We start from the raw sequence: 17,528 nt of genomic DNA on the forward strand, positions 1-17,528 counted from the left end.
TTTATTTTTTGCTTCCGGGAGCTCAGTGCCATGGATCTTCGCCGTTTGGCTGGCTATTCGTTATTGTGGGCGGTGGCCTGCGTGCCAAGCCTGTCTGTCGCCGCTGGCAAATGCGAGCGCCTGATCGCCACCGGCAGCCCTGATGCGCCACCCTATCTTTGGCAGGATCCCCAGGACCCCAGGCACCTGATCGGTGCTGGTGCCGACCTGTTGGAGCAGGTGGCGCAGGCGCTGGGGATCAAGATCGAATTGCTTTACGCCGGCAAGCGCGCCCAGGCGTTGGACGAGGTGCGCAGCGGACGCATGGACCTGCTCGCCGATGCCCCATTGACCACGACCGGACTGCAAGCCCTGGACTACGTGCATCCGCCGCTGCTGGAGAACGATTACCTGGTGTGGACTCGCAAGGATTCGACACTGGTCATCGAGCGGCTGGAGGATCTTCATGGGCATCCCGGCGCCTTGTCGGAAAAGGCCCGCATGACGCAGGGATTTGCCGTCTTCGCTGAGCAGAATCTAACCCTGACCCGTACACCCAACCTGACCCAGGCCTTTCAGAAATTGCTCCTGGGTGAAGTGGAATATGTACTGGCGGGGCGTTATTCCGGCCTGGCGATGGCGCAGACGCTGGGGATGGCGAGCGACCTGCAAGCTGCGCCACAACCGATGGACAAGCCGGGCCTGTTCCTTGCGCTTTCCCATAACTCCGCCTGCAATGACCCATGGTTACGCGGACAGCTGGCGCAAAAGATGACAGAATTGGCCGCGTCCGGCCTGACGGAGGCTGTGTTGCAGCGCAACCTGGAGCGTTGGAGAACACAGTTGAAGCCACCCGTCATTGCCCCAAAACAGTAGGGAACATTAGTGACTATTCGACCTCTTTTCGCTGCCCTGGCCGTTCTGGCTCTGGCGGGTTGCGCAGCCGATCCGGCGCCGAATGAACAGATCCGCCTGACTGAGCAGGCCATTGAGCAGGCCCGTGCAGTGGGTGCAACCACCGATGAAGTGCCTGAATTGAAACTGGCTGAAGACAAATTCGCACGCGCCAAGTCCAACATGGCGGATGAATCCTATAAAAAGGCGCGTATGCGCGCCGAGCAAGCCGAACTGGATGCGCGCCTGGCCGAAGCGAAGGTGCTGACCCTCAAGAGCCAAGAGCAACTGAACCTGCTGGATACGCGCATCAAGCGCTTGCGCAAACAATTGCGGGAGGATGCCCAATGAAGCACTCCCACGTATTGGGCGCCCTGGTCCTTGCGGGCCTGACCAGCTTGTATGGTTGCGCCGGGCAGCGCAGCGAAGTGGCGCTCGAACAAGCCAACTCCGATTTCCAGAAGGTCAAGGAAGACGCCAATGTACTGCGTGCCGCCCCCCGGGACGTGATTCGGGCCGGCGAATCCCTGGCCCGCGCGGATCGCTTGTCCAGCTATTGGGGCAGCGGTGAGGACGTGCAGCACTACGCCTACCTGAGCCAGCGCTACAGTCAGATCGCCCGTGAACACAGCAACCAGGTGCTCAACGAAGAGCGCGCAGCGAAACTCGAACTGGAGCGCCAACGCCTGCAGTTGGCTCTGCGCGAATCCAAGTTGCTGAGTGTCCAGCAGCAGGGCAAGTGGCTGGAAGAGCAGATCATGGCGATGGCCACTACCCAGACCGATCGCGGCCTGGTGATGACACTCGGGGATGTCCTGTTCGACACCGGCGAAGCCGAGCTGAAGAATTCGGCCAATCGCGTGGTGCTCAAGATCGTGCAGTTCCTGCAACTCAATCCCAAGCGCGTGGTACGCATCGAAGGCTACACCGACAGCACTGGCGGCAAGCAGGAAAACCTCAAGCTGTCCCGCGACCGTGCGCAAGCCGTAGCGGACGTGCTGGTAGACCTGGGCATTGACGAGAAGCGCATCCAGGTCGAAGGTTACGGTGATCAATACCCGGTGGACGTCAACGCGAGCGAGCGTGGCCGGGCGCAGAACCGCCGCGTTGAAATTGTGTTTTCCGATGAAAAGGGCCAGCTCGGCGCTGCCCGCTGAGGGCGGCGTTACTGGAAAACCCGGCCCCTTCGAGGCGCCGGGTTTTTTTTCGCTTTGTGCATGAGATGAGTACAGTTGGGGCTGTCAACCCACTGTACTGTCGAGTAATCTGGCAACTGTCCCAGTACACTTCTAAACTGTGCCGGTAAAATTTCCGACAAGAATAAAATGCCTGCGAAATCGAGTACTGCGTCATGACCAACCTCCTGCTCTATCAACGTATTGCGCAACAGTTGGCTGAAGACATCCGGCGCGGGGTGTATCAGCCCGGAGAACGCGTGCCGTCGGTGCGCAAGATGAGCTCGCAGCTCAACGTCAGCCACGCCACGGTGCTGCAGGCCTATGCCAATCTTGAAGACCAGGGGCTGATTCGCGCGCGGCCGCAATCGGGCTACTACGTGCACCAGACGCCGGCCTTGACCGCGCCGACGCCGGACATCGCCCGGGTCGAACGTCCCGGGTTGGTGACACGCAGCAGCATCATCCAGCAGGTGTTGGTCGAGTCGCGCCGCGAAGGCGTGTTTCCGTTGGGCGCGGCGGTGCCGAGCGTTGATTATCTCCCTGTCCGGGCATTGCATCAGCAATTGGCCAAGGTCACGCGCTTCCACAGCCCACGGGCCTTCAGCTACATGTTCAGTCCCGGCTTCGAGCCGTTGCGCCGTCAAGTCGCGATCCGTATGCGTGATGCCGGCGTCGTGGTGGACCCTTCCGAGGTAGTGATTACACACGGCTGCGTCGACGCCCTGCAGATGTCCCTGAGGGTGCTGACGCGTCCCGGGGATCTGATCGCCGCCGAGTCGCCTACTTACTACGGGTTGCTGCAACTGGCGGATCTGTTGGGCCTGAAGGTGATCGAGATTCCCAGCGACCCGGTCACTGGCATGAGCCTTGAGGCCCTGCAACTGGCGGCTAACCAATGGTCGATCAAGGCGTTGGTGCTGACCACGCGCTTGAGCAATCCCCTCGGCGGCACGATGCCCGAGGAGCGGCAAAAGCAACTGCTGCGCCTGGCATCGGACTTTGACATCCAGATCGTCGAAGACGACATTTATGGCGAACTGATGTTCGAACAGGGCCGGACCAAGGCATTGAAGGCCTACGATCGCTTGGATCGAGTGATCTACTGTTCGAGTTTTTCCAAGACCCTGTCACCTGGCGTTCGGATTGGCTGGATGATCGCCGGCAAGTTCCAGCAAGAGATCCAGCGACTCCAGACCTTCAGCACCCATTCGGCATGCAGTGTGACGCAGATGGGCATCGCGGCTTACCTGGAGAACGGCGGTTACGACCGGCACCTGCGCTACATCCGCCAGGAGTACCGCAAGAATCTCAGTGCCTTCCAGTTGGCGGTGCAGCAGTACTTCCCGGAAGGTACGCAAATGAGTCGTCCCACCGGAGGTTTCATCCTTTGGGTCAGCCTGCCGGGGCGGGTCAACACCCAGGAGCTGCATGTCCGTGCACTGCAACAAGGCATCAGCATCGCGCCTGGGCTGATTTTCAGTAACACCGAGCAATTCAATCACTGCATCCGCCTGAACTGCGGCACGCCCTGGAATCGCGAGGCAGAGCGGGCCTTGATGACGCTGGGATTGCTGGCCACTCAACTGTGCCAAGAGACCGCCAGCGGGTTATTTTAGAAATCAACGGGTTAGCCCGATGTGCTTGTCAGCGCCTCGATATCGGGCGAGCATGGACGTCTCTGCCGTAGGTGTCGTCGTGTCTATGAAAGCCATTGTTCCTGCTGCCTGGGTTTTGATCGGCCTGTTGAGTGCCCTCCAAATGGGAGGTGCGGTGGCAGCTCCGACGCAGGAGAAGCCTGCCGCCAGCGCCACCAAGGACACCCCGAAGAAAACGGCCGAGGTCAAAAAGACGGTCAAGAAGGCAGCCGCCAAAACGGCCCCCGCAAAGAAAAAACGCGCGCCTATCGCCTCCAAGAGTAAATCGGCCCGTGAGGTCGCCAAGACCCCGTTGCCGCCGGCCAAGCTGGACTTGAGCCTGCCACATGAGATGGTTGACCAGCTGCAGCCACCCGGCAAGACGCCCCTGCCCAAGCGTGAGCCGCTATTGCCGTCCATGTTCGGCGACAAACCAGGCCCGTTCCAACTCAACGGTCGTCTGTTGAGCAACGAGATGCAGCTGCCGCTGCGCAATCAGGAGCGCAACGAAGTGGAAGGCGCGGCGCTGGAGTTCGAATTCAAGCAATGAGCCCGTCGCATGTTGCTGTTCGTCGCTGACTGCCGAGTCATCCTGCCTACAACCAAAAAAACACCTGCACGGCAATTTAAAACGAGTGTTTTAGCCGTTACCCTGTGTCCTGTTACCCAACGTTACCTGTCGTGAGGATCCTGTCGTCATGAAGTGCCGAGAAGGCTGTGGCGCCTGTTGCATCGCCCCTTCCATCAGTTCTCCCATCCCTGGCATGCCCCAAGGCAAGCCGGCGGGGGAGCGTTGCGTGCAGTTATCGGCAGACAATCTCTGCCAGATTTTCGGCCAGCCGGAACGCCCGGCGGTGTGCTCGGCGTTTGAAGCGGACCCTGAGGTCTGCGGCAACAGCAGCGAAGAAGCCATTCGATTGATTGGCTGGTGGGAGCAGGTCACGGCAGCGTAGTGGGACAACGATCGAGAATGATCTGAACGAACTTGGACGATAAGGAAAACAATTATGGGTTCGCTGCATCGTATGGCTGCTTTGTGTGGTTTGACCGTCTTGTTGGCAACGGCTACCGCCCAGGCAGAAGACTGGCAGGTCGCCAAGGATAAGGAAGGTATCCAGGTTTCGCTGAGCGAGGTACCTGGCTCGAAGTACAAGGCCTATCGCGGCGTCACCGTGATGAAAACCACCATGGCCAAACTGCGGGCCCTGCAGGAAGACGTCACGGGCGCGTGCGCGTGGATCCATGAATGCAAGAGCCAGAAGCTGCTCAAGCATGAGGGCGACAAGAGTTGGACGTATACCCAATTCAATACGCCATGGCCGGTCACGTCCCGTGACTCCGTGCTGGAAGTCACGACCGTCGAAGGTGCTGATGGTAGCTTGACGCGCAACCTCAAGGGTGTGCCCACCTATGCCCCGCAAGAGAAAGGCTTCGTGCGCGTGACGCAAGTCGATGGCTTCTGGAAGTTCACGCCCAAGGGAGCGAACCAGATCGAAGTGATTTATCAGGTGCACACCGAGCCGGGTGGTGATGTTCCGTCCTGGCTGGCCAACAAGTTCGTGGTGGATGCGCCGTTCAATACGCTGAAAGCACTGAAAGAACGCGCTGAAAAATAAACAGCAGCTTCATTGAAGAAACCGCCCTTGAGGCGGTTTTTTCATTGGAACCGTCAGCGAACTGAGCGGAACGATCGTTTCGCCGCCAGTGTCGAGATAGAGGTAAGCCCGGCCACTCCATCGATCAAGGAGACACTGATGCAAAAGTGGGAAATCACCTTCGTTGACGATCACGGCGAAACGATCGCCGAGCAGTTTGATTACGCCCAGGAGCCCACGATGGAACAAGCTGCACAATTGATTCGTGAAAAGCTGGTGCCTCTCTCGAAAGAGCTGGACCTCAACGACCTGGAAGGTCGCACCGACGATCCCACAGTCAAGAGCCTCAAAACCCAAAACAGCATTGAAATCATCAGCATTAAACCGATTTCATGAAATCATTGTCTGGTCCCGCTTGGCAGTGGCGATGACTTGAAGCTACTCTGCAATCGAGATCAGCGAAAGGATCGCCAAGGTCCGGTCTTGTCAGCTACATGCTTGTGTCCCGACGGCCAATTGATGCCGTACTGCTTGTAACCGCAGGTTGCACGCACGGGAAGACGGAAAGTCTATCCATCGGTCTGAGGAGGACGTTTCATGAGCACAGCCTATCAAGAAGACATCAGCACCAGCGTGCTGCGCCGCATGAAAGAAGGCGGTTTCGATTTCTCCCAATTCCATCCCATCGAGTTCTACGCCATCTTCCCCGACGAGGAGCGGGCGCGCAGGGCGGCAGGTCATTTTCGGGGGGAGTCGTTGAATGCGCAGATCAGCGCTCGGGACGATGGCGCCTGGTCGCTCGAACTGAGCCGGGTGATGTACGCCACTTATGATGACATCGGCGACTTCGAGTTGAACTTCGAAGCGGTGGTCGAGCCCCTGGGTGGCATTATCGAAGGGTGGGGCGTCAAGCAGGAGATCCGCCGCCTGCAGGCCTGACACCTTTTCCCTGCATCACAGCAACGGCTGACCTTTGTGTCGGCCGTTTTCATGTCTGGCCCCGATCAATTTATCTGCAGCCAACCACGATCATGAGTCGACTATGCTCTGGAGAGCAACGTTTTGCGTCGCAATGAAGCGAGGCAGGCCGGACAGGGATATTCGCCGCACCACGAGGGTGCTCGGCCTGTCGAGGGATAAACCAAGTCGTTGATCATAAAGCGTTTATGCCGCTGGCACGGGCCTTGCGACGCCTAAGCCAGGGTGACAAGGAGTACGGCATGAGCCGCACTGGTTTTGATGAGATGTACGATGCCGACGGCCAGGTCCGCCCCCACTATCGTGCCTTCGCCCGTTGGCTGGCCGAAACACCCGATGAACTCCTGGCCTTGATCCGTTCGCGGAACGCATCGATCTGTGCGGTCGTCGAGGCGCTCCGTTCGTCCTCTCGGGTCGGGAAACGCGCCTGGTGCCGGGCGGCCTGACCCGCGTGGCGCTGCGCGAAGGTTCCCTGGTGGTCAACTCGTCCCAGGGCGGTGGTACCAAGGACACCTGGGGGGTCGAAGAATGAAGGAACCGACATGTTAAGCAGGACCGCCTCGGATCTTTATTGGATGTCGCGTTATCTGGAGCGGGCGGAGAACCTCGCACGGATGCTCGACGTCAGCTACTTGCTGTCATTGATGCCCCAGGACGGGCGTGGCGACGGCTTGCATGAACTGGCGATGCCGCTGTTGATCACCGGTACGCTGGAGGATTACCGGGACAGGCACGGCGAACCCCATGCCGAACGCTTGCTGCATTTTTTCGCGCTGGAAGCAGCCAATCCGGCAAGCATCTACAGTTGCCTCGGCTCTGCGCGGGCGAGCGCACACGCGGTGCGAGGGCGAATCACCGCCGACATGTGGGAAAACGTCAACGCGACCTGGCTGGAGATTCGCGACATCGCCGAGCGAGGCCTGGGGCGCTACGGCATGAGCCGTTTTTGTGAGTGGATCAAGGAACGATCGCACCTGTTTCGAGGCGCCACCTACGGCACCATCATGCGCAACGATGCGTTCCGTTTCATTCGGCTGGGGACCTTCATCGAAAGGGCCGACAACACTTTGCGCCTGCTCGACGCCCGCTACGAAATGGCCGGCGACCAGGCCGACGCGGTCAGCGACGGGACCGCCCACGCCTACTATCAGTGGAGCGCGCTGTTGCGGGCACTGTCCTCCTTCGAGGCCTACACCGAAATCTACCGTGACGCCCCGGTGGCGCGCCATGTGGCCGAGCTGTTGCTGTTGCGCGCGGACGTGCCGCGTTCATTGCGCGCCTGCACCGAAGAAATCGACCAGATCCTCGCCAGCCTGCCGGGTACCAATGGGCGCGCGGCGCAGCGCCTGGCGGCGGAAATGGACGCACGCCTGCGCTACACCGGCATCAGCGAAATCCTGGACGGTGGGTTGCATGCCTGGCTCACCGAATTCATCCCACTGGTTCGTGAACTGGGCGATGCCATTCACAGTTCCTACCTGGAGGTCTTATGAGACTCTCGATCAGCCACGAAACGGCCTACCACTACGAAGACCAGGTTCGCGCCAGCATCCAGTACCTGCGCCTGACACCGCACGACAGCGAACGCCAGCATGTGCTGAGCTGGCAGCTGGATCTGCCCAGGCCGGTGCGGTCGCAGCTCGATCCGTTCGGCAACATCCTGCATGTGCTGACGTTGGACGAGCCCCACGAAACCATCATCATCGGTGCCCGTGGGCAGGTGGATATCGACCCGTTGCACGAAGCCGAGCATGAAAGCCGTTCGGCGCTGCCGTTCTTGCGCTTCACCCGGCTTACTGAGGCCGACGATGCGCTTCGTGTCTTCGCTCAAGCGCAATGCAAGCAGCGGCGGGATCGCTCGGCGTTGATCGACCTGATGCACGGGCTGAACCAGCACATGGCCTACACGCCCGGCGCCACTGAAGTCGAGACCAGCGCGGCCCAGGCCTTTGCCGGGCGCAGCGGGGTGTGCCAGGACCATGCCCATGCGTTTCTCGCGTGCGCTCGCAGCCTGGGTGTGCCGGCGCGTTATGTCTCGGGCTACCTGTTCAATGAGGACAGCGAACACCTCGCCAGCCACGCCTGGGCCGAGGCGTGGCTCGATGACGCCTGGTACAGCTTTGACGTGACCAACCAACTGGCTCGCCCGGAGCGACACCTGAAGTTGGCGGTGGGCCTGGATTACCTCGATGCCTGCCCAGTGCGTGGCATGCGCCGAGGCGGCGGATATGAACAAATGCACGCAAAAGTGCTGGTGACGCCCGCGCCGGTGATTACGGTGCAGCAGCAGTAACGGACGGAGCTTGTGGCGAGGGAGCTCGTGCCCTCGCTACGCAAGCAACTACTGTTTCAACGGCTGCTTGCGTCCTGCCATGTGCTTCAAATACCCGACCAACTGATCCAGCTCCGGATCGGGGAGCACCGCCGCGGAGAATCCCGGCATTTTGCCCTGGGGCCAATGGCGCAGGCCTTGAGGGTCACGGATGTAACGCTTGAGGAAATCTTGCGAGAAGTATTCCGTAGGGTTGAAGGGAATGTTCAGGTCGGGACCAAACTGCGCGTCACCGGCGCCGTTGAGACGATGGCAGGCCAGGCAGTTTTTCTGGAACAACTCGAAGCCTTTGTTGACCGGATCGTCCTTGGCCAGGCTCGGCGAGGGCAGTAGGGCCGGGAACCGATCGGCCACCGCCGACAGGCGCTTGATACTTGCCACTGCGTAGGGCCATTGCTCGGGGCTGATAGGGCCCGCTTGTGGATCGGTCCACACCAGATAGAACGGGCCGGCGCTTTTCTTGCCTTCTCCCAAGGGCGGCCAGGGTTTGGCCGGGTCCTCGATCGCCAGCCACGCGCGGGCGCCGTTCGCATTGAGCAGTGGCGCCGCGGGCATCTCGGCCGCGAAACCGTCCAGGGCCACGGCTTGCAGATGATCGTCAGGTTTTATCCCGGTCAACAGCGAGGCCAACGGCACGGCGCGATAGGTCATCGGTTTCTTGTAGGAAACGTCTTCGTTGATCTGGACCGTTTGCGCTTCAGGATGCTTGAGCAGCTCTTCGGTTTGCCAGGTGCGGGCGCCCGCACCCAGATCCAGCGCCAGTTGCGCCGCGTATAGAGGGCTGCTGATCAGCAGCGCCCCAATGACGATAAATGCTTTCAAATGAATCGCCTTCCATGTCGAGGGGGAGCGCAAAGGTTGGCACAGCCACCGTTGCCGGACAACGAACCCTCTCACATTTATTGGGCGAAGCAACGTCTGTTGATGCGGACACCGCGCGCCTGGTTCAGCCGATCACTTTAGTGATATTCGGCAAGATCAACAGCAGCGTCGTGGCGAAGAGAATGAGTCCGGCTTGACGAACTTTCGAATGTTTGAACATGGCTGACCCGCCTTTTTTGTTATTTCCTGAGGCCAGCCTGCGTAACTCCGTGACGGCTGGCGGTGCACTTCCTGTGTGACAAGCGCCTCGGCAAAACCCGACGACTTTCTTGTACAAGGTTTACATTAGGGGCCGCAGCCCACTTGGCTTAGATCCAATTAATATCAGGTTAGCGCTTGACGCTATCAAAAAGACATGAGGCCTATTGCCAGCTGCTTGCCGGCCCTTTTGCTAGACAGCTTGCTTACCTGAAACGGTTAACCCGATAGCTCGCTACCGTTCGTCTGAGCGTGCCTGTCAATGCCATTGAGCCTTGAGGTCATTGCATCCGCGGCCGCTGGGCTTAAGGTTGGAGATGTTCTGGATTAGCCGATGGCGGCTTGAGGATGTCATGACCGAAGCGATGATTTTTGACGCATTACGCACGCCTCGCGGCAAGGGTAAATCTGATGGCGCCCTGCACACCGTCAAGCCGGTGACCCTGGTCAGCGGGCTGTTGACCGCGTTGCGCGAACGCACCAGCCTGGACACTAGCCAGGTAGACGACATCGTGCTCGGCTGCGTGACGCCGATTGGCGATCAAGGTGCCGACATCGCGAAGACCGCCGCCCTGGTGGCTGATTGGGATGTCAGCGTGCCTGGCGTTCAGCTCAACCGCTTTTGCGCCTCGGGCCTGGAGGCGGTGAACCTGGCGGCGATGAAAGTGCGCTCCGGTTTCGAAGACCTCGTGGTGGCGGGCGGCGTCGAGTCCATGTCACGGGTGCCAATGGGCAGCGATGGCGGCGCATGGGCGCTGGACCCTCAATCCAACTTGCACGGTCATTTCGTTCCCCAGGGCATCGGCGCCGACTTGATCGCCACCCTGGAGGGCTTCAGTCGCGAGGATGTCGATGCCTTTGCGTTGCAGTCCCAGCAAAAAGCCGCGCGGGCGCGGGGAAACGGTTCGTTCGATAAATCACTGGTGGCGGTGCGGGACCAGAACGGCATCGTGCTATTGGATCACGACGAATTCATCCGCGCCGACTCGACGCTCGAAGGCCTGGGCAAACTGCGGCCAAGCTTCGAAGCGATGGGCCAAATGGGGTTCGACGCCACGGCATTACGCGTCTATAGCCATGTCGAGCGGATCAATCATGTGCACACCCCGGGCAACAGCTCGGGCATCGTCGATGGCGCGGCGCTGATGCTCATCGGTTCCCAGGCCAAAGGCCGCGAGCTGGGGATGCAACCCCGGGCGCGGATTGTCGCCACCGCCGTCACCAGCACCGAGCCGACCATCATGCTCACGGGCCCGGCCCCCGCCACCCGCAAGGCGTTGGCGAAAGCGGGGCTGCGGGTCGAGGACATCGACCTGTTCGAAGTCAACGAAGCCTTCGCCTCGGTGGTACTCAAGTTCATCAAGGACATGGCCATCGACCCCGCCAGGGTCAACGTCAACGGCGGCTCGATCGCCATGGGCCATCCGTTGGGCGCCACCGGGTGCGCAATCCTCGGCACGCTGCTCGATGAACTGGAGGCGCGTCGCCTGCGTTATGGCCTGGCGACGCTATGTGTTGGCGGCGGCATGGGTATTGCCACTGTCATCGAACGCCTCTGAGCCCCGACTTCAAGGAACACATTTCATGACCGATGCCATTCGTTACGAAACCGGGCCGGACCGGATCGTCGTGCTGACCCTGGACATGCCGGGGCAGGCCGCCAACACCATGAACGCGGTGTATCGCGAGGCGATGGCCGCCTGCGTTGCTCGCCTGAGCGCCGAGAAAGACTCGATTGCCGGCGTGATCATCACATCCGCCAAGCAGACTTTTTTTGCCGGTGGCGACCTGAACGAGCTGGTCCAGGTCGACAAATCCCAGGCCCAGGCTTTTTACAAAACGGTGTCTGACATCAAGGCGCAACTGCGCGCGTTGGAGACCCTCGGCAAACCGGTGGTCGCCGCTATCAACGGTGCGGCCCTGGGCGGTGGCTGGGAAATCTGCCTGGCTTGCCATCATCGGGTGGCATTGGATCACCCGTCGGTGCTGGTCGGCCTGCCGGAAGTCACCCTTGGCCTGTTGCCGGGCGGCGGCGGTGTGGTGCGGATGGTACGCTTGCTGGGCTTGGAAAAGGCCTTGCCGTATTTGCTCGAAGGCACGCGGGTTCGTCCGCAACAAGCGTTGCAGGCCGGCCTGATCGATGAGCTGGCGGCCGATCGCGACGAGCTATTGGCCAAGTCCAGGGCATGGATCCTCGCCAACCCGAGCGTGGCCCAGCCGTGGGACAGGAAGGGCTATCGAATCCCTGGGGGCACGCCGTCCGACCCGACCGTCGCCCAGATGCTGGCGATCGCGCCTTCGATCCTGCGCAACAAGACCCAGGGTTGCCTGCCGGCACCGGAGAAGATCCTCTGTGCCGCGGTGGAAGGCGCGCAGGTAGGCCTTGATGCGGCGCTGCTGATCGAAACCCGTTATTTCACTGAACTGGCAACCGGACAGGTGGCGAAAAACCTGATCGGCACGTTCTGGTTCCAACTCAACGAGATCAAGGCCGGAGGCTCTCGCCCCCAAGGCTATGCGCCTTTTCTGACAAAAAAAATCGCTGTGCTCGGCGCCGGAATGATGGGCGCGGGTATCGCCTATGTCACAGCGACAGCAGGCATTGACGTGGTGCTCAAGGACGTCGATCTGGCCGCAGCACAGAAGGGCAGGGCGCGCGCGGCGGCACTGCTGGACAAGAAAGTCGCCCGCGGCCAACTCACCGCGCAACAGCGCGACGCCACGTTGGCGCGGATCCAGCCGAGCGACAGCGATGTGGACCTGGCCGGTTGCGATCTGATCATCGAAGCCGTATTTGAAGACCGCGCCCTCAAAGCCAGCGTGACGGCCGCAGCCCAGGCGGTGGCCGGCCCGGACGCGGTTATCGCCTCCAACACCTCGACCTTACCCATAACCGGCCTGGCGAGGGCAGTGCCGGACGAGGGCAAATTTATCGGCTTGCACTTCTTCAGTCCGGTGGAAAAGATGCCCTTGGTCGAGATTATCCGGGGCGCCCGTACCAGCGACGAGACGCTCGCCCGTGGCTTTGATTTTGCCCGGCAAATCGACAAGACACCGATTGTCGTGAATGACAGTCGTGGTTTTTTCACTTCACGAGTGTTCGGCGCCTTCATCCATGAAGGCATCGCGATGCTCGGCGAGGGCGTGAGTGCGCCAATGATCGAAACCGAGGCACGCAAGGCCGGGATGCCGATCGGACCGCTGGCTGTCTGCGACGAAGTTTCCCTCAGCCTGATGAGCCATATCCGCGCGCAGGCCGCCATCGACTCGCGAACAGAAGGGAAAGCACCGCCCGAGCACCCCGCATTCGCCGTGATCGACCTGCTGCTCGAAGAATACAAGCGGCCGGGTAAAACGGCCGGGGCCGGTTTTTACGAGTACCCCGCCCAAGGGCAGAAATACCTCTGGCCGGGGCTCAAGGAGCGTTTCGAGAAACCTGCCGGGCAAATTCCTGCCCAGGATATTCGGGATCGCCTGCTGTTCATCCAGGCTTTGGAAACCGTCCGCTGCGTCGAGGAGGGCGTTGTCACGTCGACGGCGGATGCCAATATCGGCTCGATCTTCGGTATCGGATTCGCGGCCTGGACAGGCGGGGCCTTGCAGTTCATCAACCAGTACGGTTTGCAGGCGTTTATCGCCCGCAGCCAGTACTTGGCCGAACAATATGGGGAGCGTTTTGCGCCACCCGCCTTGTTGCTGGAAAAGGCCGCCGCTCAGGCACTGTTCTGACCGCGCATGGGACTTGCCTTGAGACGGTGTTTCAGGGCAGGCTCTGGGGTGTGCAATATTCCCATCATCGTGTCAGGTATTTTTTATGTCGCTACGCATCTGCATTCTGGAAACCGATGTCCTGCGTCCAGAACTGGTCGACCAATATCAGGGCTACGGGCAGATGTTCCAGCGCCTGTTTTCGCAGCAGCCCGTAGCGGCCGAGTTTGTCGTGTACAACGTGGTGCAAGGGCAATACCCAAGCGATGATGAGCAGTTCGACGCTTACCTGGTCACCGGCAGCAAGGCGGATTCCTTCGGTACCGATCCGTGGATACAGACGCTCAAGACCTACCTCATGGACCGCTACCAACGTGGCGACAAGTTGCTGGGCGTCTGCTTTGGTCATCAACTGCTGGCGTTGTTGCTGGGCGGCAAGACCGAGCGCGCCAGCCAGGGTTGGGGGGTGGGCACCCATCGCTACAAGCTCGCGGCCAAGGCCCCGTGGATGAACCCGGTGATGGAGGAGTTGACCTTGTTGATCAGCCATCAGGATCAGGTCACCGAGCTACCGGAAAACGCCACCGTCATTGCTTCGAGCGATTTCTGCCCGTATGCGGCCTATCACATCAATGATCAGGTCCTGTGCTTCCAGGGCCACCCGGAATTCATCCACGATTATTCCCGCGCCTTGTTGGAGATTCGCCAGCAACACCTCGGCGAAAAAATCTACAGCCAGGGCGTGGCGAGCCTCGAACAAGAGCATCACGGCACCACCGTGGCCGAGTGGATGATGCGGTTTGTCGCCCACAAGCCTACAACCACCCCGACCGCTTGAAGCTTGCCCACAGCGCGGTACATCCCACCCCGATGAACCCGAGCACCAGGAAGTACCCGTAGTGCCAGGTTAGCTCCGGCATGTTCTCGAAGTTCATCCCGTAGATGCCGGCCACCGCCGTCGGAAACGCCAGGATCGCCGCCCATGCGGCGAACTTGCGTTGCACAACGCTCTGGCGTGAGGCTTCGAGCAGCACGCCGATTTCAATGGTCTGGCTGGCGATGTCCGCCAGGGTCGCCAGGTCTTCCATCTGCCGCGTGACATGAATCTGCACATCGCGGAAGTACGGGCTCATGTTCTTGTCGATGAAGGGGAAGTCCAGGCGCTGCAGCTCTTCGCTGATCTCCACCATGGGCGCTGCGTAGCGACGCAGGCGCAGCACGTCGCGACGCAGGCTGTGGAGGTTCTGGATATCTCGTTCATTCAGGGCGCTGCACAACACGTTGCGCTCAAGCTCGTCGATCTCGGCATGAATGGCTTCGCCCACCGGCTGGTAGTTCTCAATGACGAAATCGAGAATTGCGTAGAGGACGAAATCCTCGCCATGCTCCAGCAGGATCGGACGAGCCTCACAACGCTGGCGGACATGGGCGTAGGACGCCGAATGACCGTTGCGGGCGGTAATGATGTAGCCCTTGCCGGCGAAGATATGGGTTTCGATGAATTGCAGCTTGCCGTCCTTGCGCACCGGCGAATACGTGACGATGAACAGCGCATCGCCGAAGGTTTCCAGCTTCGGGCGGCTGTGCTTCTCCATCGCATCTTCAATCGCCAGCTCATGCAGGTCGAACTGGCGTTGCAGGTTGGTCAGCTCCTGGGTGCTGGGCTCTTCGAGGCCGATCCACACGAAGTGTCCGGGCTTGGCAGCCCAGGCGCTGCCTTCGTCGAGGGTGATATTGGTAATTTTCTTCCCGGCGCTGTAAACCGCAGCAGCAACAACTCTACCCATGATGATGGTTCACTTCTTCTTGGAAATTTGGCAGTGGCAGGCAGCGTCCAGCTTAGCGCGCCACGCTGATTGAGAGTCAGCAAAATCCGCTGAGTTCGCCGCAAAAGAAAACCCGCCGTATGGGCGGGTTTCCTGTTCAGCCGATCTGCAACTGCCGGTCCATCGTCTCGATGCACTCGCGCATCTGCTCACGGCATTGGGCGATGAGGCGGGGCATGTCATCCATGCTCAGGCCCGTTGTAGGAATCGCCGGCAGAGAGCGTATGAGAATGTCGCCACTGCGCCAGCGATTAAGCTGCATATGCTTGATATAGGTGCTGACACACACCGGGATGATGGGCACCCCGGCGGCAATCGCCATCTGGAACGCGCCTTTCTTGAACGGCAACAACTCCTCGCCCAGGTTGCGCGTGCCTTCCGGGAACACCCAGATGGAGGTGTCCTCGTGCTGCAAGGTGTGGGTGGTGGTCAGCATCGACTTGCGGGCCTTGATCGCATTGCCGCGGTCAATCAACACGTTGCCCGCCAGCCAGAACAACTGACCGAACAGCGGCACCCATTTCAGGCTCTTCTTGCCAATGCACACGGTACGACGCGGCACCACGTTGCCGAAGACGAACAAATCATAGTTGGACTGGTGATTGGCGATGATCACGCTGCTATGGGCTTTATTCATCAGCGTGTCGACTTCGGCCTTGACCCGCAGGCGCAGGATCCACATCGCAGGGACTGCATAGAGCCTGGCGCATAAACGGCTGTTGTCAGGATTGAACGGCCGGCAAACACCGAGAATCACACCCAACACACCCGCCAGGATAAAGTGCAGGCCCATCAACGACATACGCAATGCAAACAACATCAACAAGGCCCATTGGGACAAAAGGTGGCGCAGTGTACGGATGTGCACTGTTTTCAGCAATTGTCCCTATAGAGGTAGGAGATGGACGATGTTTAAGCTGATGTTTCGAAACGCTGCGCAACAAGCGGCTTAGAGCGGTTGCCGATTTTCAAGCCGCAGGTGTCGTAGACCTTGCTTCAACCACGGTTCAGCCCATGTATTCCTGATCCAGCAATATCGCGCTGTCCAACGCATCCAGCAGCGCCTTGCGAACCTTCAGCTTGGTATTCTTGTGGGCGGTCATGTTGATTTTCTTCAACTGGCGTGCCGCTTCCAGTGCCGCGGCCTGCAATTCATCCGGCGACACCACTTTGTCGAAAAAGCCCGCGTCCACGGCGCCCTGGGGACTGAACATCTCGCCATTGATGACCGAGCGGTGGAACGCCGATTTGCGCAACCGGTCCCGGGCCAACTCGATGCCCGCGTGGTGCATGGTCATGCCAATCTGCACTTCGTTCAGACCGATGGTGAACGGTCCCTCGACACCAATGCGGTAGTCCGCCGACAACAACAGGAACGCACCCTTGGCCACGGCATGCCCGGGGCAAGCGACAACGACAGGGAAGGGGTGGGACAGCAAGCGGCGGGCCAGGGTCGAACCGGACGCCACCAGACTCACCGCTTCCTTGGGGCCGGCGGTCATCACTTTCAAATCGTACCCGCCCGACAGAATTCCCGGTTGGCCGGTAATGATCACCACCGCGCGATCGGCCACCGCCTGGTCCAGCGCGGCGTTAAACGCGACGATCACATCAGGCGAAATGGCATTGACCTTGCCGTTGTTCAAGGTCAGGGTCGCGATACCGTCTTCGAGATGGTAGGCAATCAAGTCGCTCATGACTTTATTCCTTGTAAGAAAGATGAAGCAGACGTTACCCACCGTCGCAGGCCAGGTAAAGCACCGTGACTGACTCACCGGTCAGCCCCGCCCCTCCCAAACGGCCTTGCCCGCCCCACAGGCCGCGCCCGCTTCTTTACTTCGGTACGCAGACAAAGCCAGAGTTTGGCCGGTTTGCCATGCTCCGGCCCGATTGAAACGCTGCCAGCCTTAACCACATGAAAATTCTGAAAAAAAGCTTTGCCATCGCAAAGGCTTTCGACTACATTAGCGCGCCTCGACAGACTGAACAGTTTGCCGAGACACGGTGAAGTGTCCGAGTGGCTTAAGGAGCACGCCTGGAAAGTGTGTATACAGGAAACTGTATCGAGAGTTCGAATCTCTCCTTCACCGCCACATTCTACAAACACAAACCCCTGATTTTCCTAGAGAAAGTCGGGGGTTTGTGGTTTTTGGTGTCTGGAAAAGGGCGATATGGGAACGATTTGGGAACAGCCACGCCTCTGTTCTGGCTGGTACTGCCTGAGATCCCGAACAGTTTCCAGGAAAGCTGTTTCAAGGACCCATCAAAAAGGACGACTCGCTCCCCAGGATGTCTACCGCCAACACGGACAACGGCCAGGACCT

At 59.9% G+C, this 17,528-nt stretch carries 19 protein-coding genes, 1 tRNA gene and 1 pseudogene; 17 read left to right on the forward strand and 4 right to left on the reverse strand.

The genetic code is table 11. The annotated features are described in order from the left end of the window. Positions 1-30 precede the first annotated feature (30 nt). The 13 genes and pseudogenes from VQ575_RS08185 (at position 31) to VQ575_RS08245 (ending at position 8,551) form a co-directional block, all read left to right on the forward strand. A complete protein-coding gene (locus VQ575_RS08185; protein WP_325919425.1) occupies positions 31-855 on the forward strand; it encodes a substrate-binding periplasmic protein in 825 nt (274 codons plus the stop codon). Positions 856-864: 9 nt separating this feature from the next. Then, positions 865-1,224 (forward strand): DUF4398 domain-containing protein, encoded by a 360-nt coding sequence (locus VQ575_RS08190; protein ID WP_039593682.1) that lies wholly within the window; start codon positions 865-867, stop codon positions 1,222-1,224. Further along, positions 1,221-2,030 (forward strand): OmpA family protein, encoded by an 810-nt coding sequence (locus VQ575_RS08195; protein WP_045156572.1) that lies wholly within the window; start codon positions 1,221-1,223, stop codon positions 2,028-2,030. The genes VQ575_RS08190 and VQ575_RS08195 overlap by 4 nt, the downstream gene beginning before the upstream one ends. A gap of 194 nt (positions 2,031-2,224) precedes the next feature. After that, positions 2,225-3,667, forward strand: coding sequence for an aminotransferase-like domain-containing protein (locus tag VQ575_RS08200; RefSeq protein ID WP_039593684.1), 1,443 nt, complete (start codon positions 2,225-2,227; stop codon positions 3,665-3,667). Between the two features lie 85 nt (positions 3,668-3,752). Further along, positions 3,753-4,235 carry a hypothetical protein gene (locus VQ575_RS08205; RefSeq protein ID WP_045156571.1) on the forward strand — a complete coding sequence of 161 codons (483 nt, stop codon included), beginning with the start codon at positions 3,753-3,755 and terminating at the stop codon, positions 4,233-4,235. 148 nt (positions 4,236-4,383) lie between these two features. Then, positions 4,384-4,638: a YkgJ family cysteine cluster protein gene (locus VQ575_RS08210; RefSeq protein WP_045156570.1), complete on the forward strand. Its 255-nt coding sequence runs from the start codon at positions 4,384-4,386 to the stop codon at positions 4,636-4,638. A gap of 54 nt (positions 4,639-4,692) precedes the next feature. Next, complete coding sequence (locus tag VQ575_RS08215; RefSeq protein WP_039593687.1) at positions 4,693-5,301, forward strand: START domain-containing protein; 609 nt, start codon at positions 4,693-4,695, stop codon at positions 5,299-5,301. Positions 5,302-5,439: 138 nt separating this feature from the next. Then, on the forward strand, positions 5,440-5,676 hold the full coding sequence (locus VQ575_RS08220) for a hypothetical protein (protein ID WP_039593688.1): 237 nt from the start codon (positions 5,440-5,442) through the stop codon (positions 5,674-5,676). A gap of 201 nt (positions 5,677-5,877) precedes the next feature. Beyond that, on the forward strand, positions 5,878-6,219 hold the full coding sequence (locus VQ575_RS08225; protein WP_039593689.1) for a ribonuclease E inhibitor RraB: 342 nt from the start codon (positions 5,878-5,880) through the stop codon (positions 6,217-6,219). A 281-nt stretch (positions 6,220-6,500) separates the two neighbouring features. After that, positions 6,501-6,704: a hypothetical protein gene (locus VQ575_RS08230; RefSeq protein ID WP_325919427.1), complete on the forward strand. Its 204-nt coding sequence runs from the start codon at positions 6,501-6,503 to the stop codon at positions 6,702-6,704. Continuing rightward, positions 6,656-6,790, forward strand: a pseudogene (locus tag VQ575_RS08235) (hypothetical protein); the annotation flags it as partial. The gene VQ575_RS08230 and the pseudogene VQ575_RS08235, both read left to right, overlap by 49 nt. A gap of 10 nt (positions 6,791-6,800) precedes the next feature. Then, a complete protein-coding gene (locus VQ575_RS08240) occupies positions 6,801-7,751 on the forward strand; it encodes an alpha-E domain-containing protein (RefSeq protein WP_039593691.1) in 951 nt (316 codons plus the stop codon). Continuing rightward, positions 7,748-8,551, forward strand: coding sequence for a transglutaminase family protein (locus VQ575_RS08245; protein WP_039593692.1), 804 nt, complete (start codon positions 7,748-7,750; stop codon positions 8,549-8,551). The genes VQ575_RS08240 and VQ575_RS08245 overlap by 4 nt, the downstream gene beginning before the upstream one ends. Positions 8,552-8,599: 48 nt before the next feature. Here VQ575_RS08245 and VQ575_RS08250 read toward each other — a convergent pair whose 3' ends face one another. Beyond that, a complete protein-coding gene (locus VQ575_RS08250) occupies positions 8,600-9,412 on the reverse strand; it encodes a c-type cytochrome (RefSeq protein WP_039593693.1) in 813 nt (270 codons plus the stop codon). Between the two features lie 611 nt (positions 9,413-10,023). Here VQ575_RS08250 and VQ575_RS08255 point away from each other — a divergent pair. The 3 genes from VQ575_RS08255 (at position 10,024) to VQ575_RS08265 (ending at position 14,216) form a co-directional block, all read left to right on the forward strand. After that, positions 10,024-11,229 carry an acetyl-CoA C-acetyltransferase gene (locus tag VQ575_RS08255; protein WP_039593694.1) on the forward strand — a complete coding sequence of 402 codons (1,206 nt, stop codon included), beginning with the start codon at positions 10,024-10,026 and terminating at the stop codon, positions 11,227-11,229. Between the two features lie 25 nt (positions 11,230-11,254). Beyond that, the gene (locus tag VQ575_RS08260) at positions 11,255-13,399 is read left to right on the forward strand and encodes a 3-hydroxyacyl-CoA dehydrogenase NAD-binding domain-containing protein (RefSeq protein WP_325919429.1); all 2,145 of its coding nucleotides are present in this window, start codon (positions 11,255-11,257) and stop codon (positions 13,397-13,399) included. 85 nt (positions 13,400-13,484) lie between these two features. Continuing rightward, positions 13,485-14,216: an amidotransferase gene (locus VQ575_RS08265; protein ID WP_039593696.1), complete on the forward strand. Its 732-nt coding sequence runs from the start codon at positions 13,485-13,487 to the stop codon at positions 14,214-14,216. Here VQ575_RS08265 and VQ575_RS08270 read toward each other — a convergent pair. The 3 genes from VQ575_RS08270 to VQ575_RS08280 form a co-directional block, all read right to left on the reverse strand. Next, positions 14,194-15,165, reverse strand: coding sequence for a magnesium and cobalt transport protein CorA (locus tag VQ575_RS08270; protein ID WP_039593697.1), 972 nt, complete (start codon positions 15,163-15,165; stop codon positions 14,194-14,196). The two genes, VQ575_RS08265 and VQ575_RS08270, sit on opposite strands and share 23 nt — an antisense overlap. A 136-nt stretch (positions 15,166-15,301) precedes the next feature. Continuing rightward, positions 15,302-16,024, reverse strand: coding sequence for a 1-acylglycerol-3-phosphate O-acyltransferase (locus tag VQ575_RS08275; protein WP_039593698.1), 723 nt, complete (start codon positions 16,022-16,024; stop codon positions 15,302-15,304). A 187-nt stretch (positions 16,025-16,211) separates the two neighbouring features. Continuing rightward, positions 16,212-16,901 (reverse strand): crotonase/enoyl-CoA hydratase family protein, encoded by a 690-nt coding sequence (locus VQ575_RS08280; protein ID WP_039593699.1) that lies wholly within the window; start codon positions 16,899-16,901, stop codon positions 16,212-16,214. A 306-nt stretch (positions 16,902-17,207) separates the two neighbouring features. On the opposite strand from VQ575_RS08280, the gene VQ575_RS08285 reads away from it, so the two are divergent. After that, positions 17,208-17,297, forward strand: a tRNA-Ser gene (locus VQ575_RS08285). The last annotated feature ends 231 nt before the right edge of the window (positions 17,298-17,528 follow it).

Origin of the sequence: Pseudomonas frederiksbergensis, assembly GCF_035751725.1 — a bacterium.
GTDB lineage: Bacteria > Pseudomonadota > Gammaproteobacteria > Pseudomonadales > Pseudomonadaceae > Aquipseudomonas > Aquipseudomonas frederiksbergensis_A.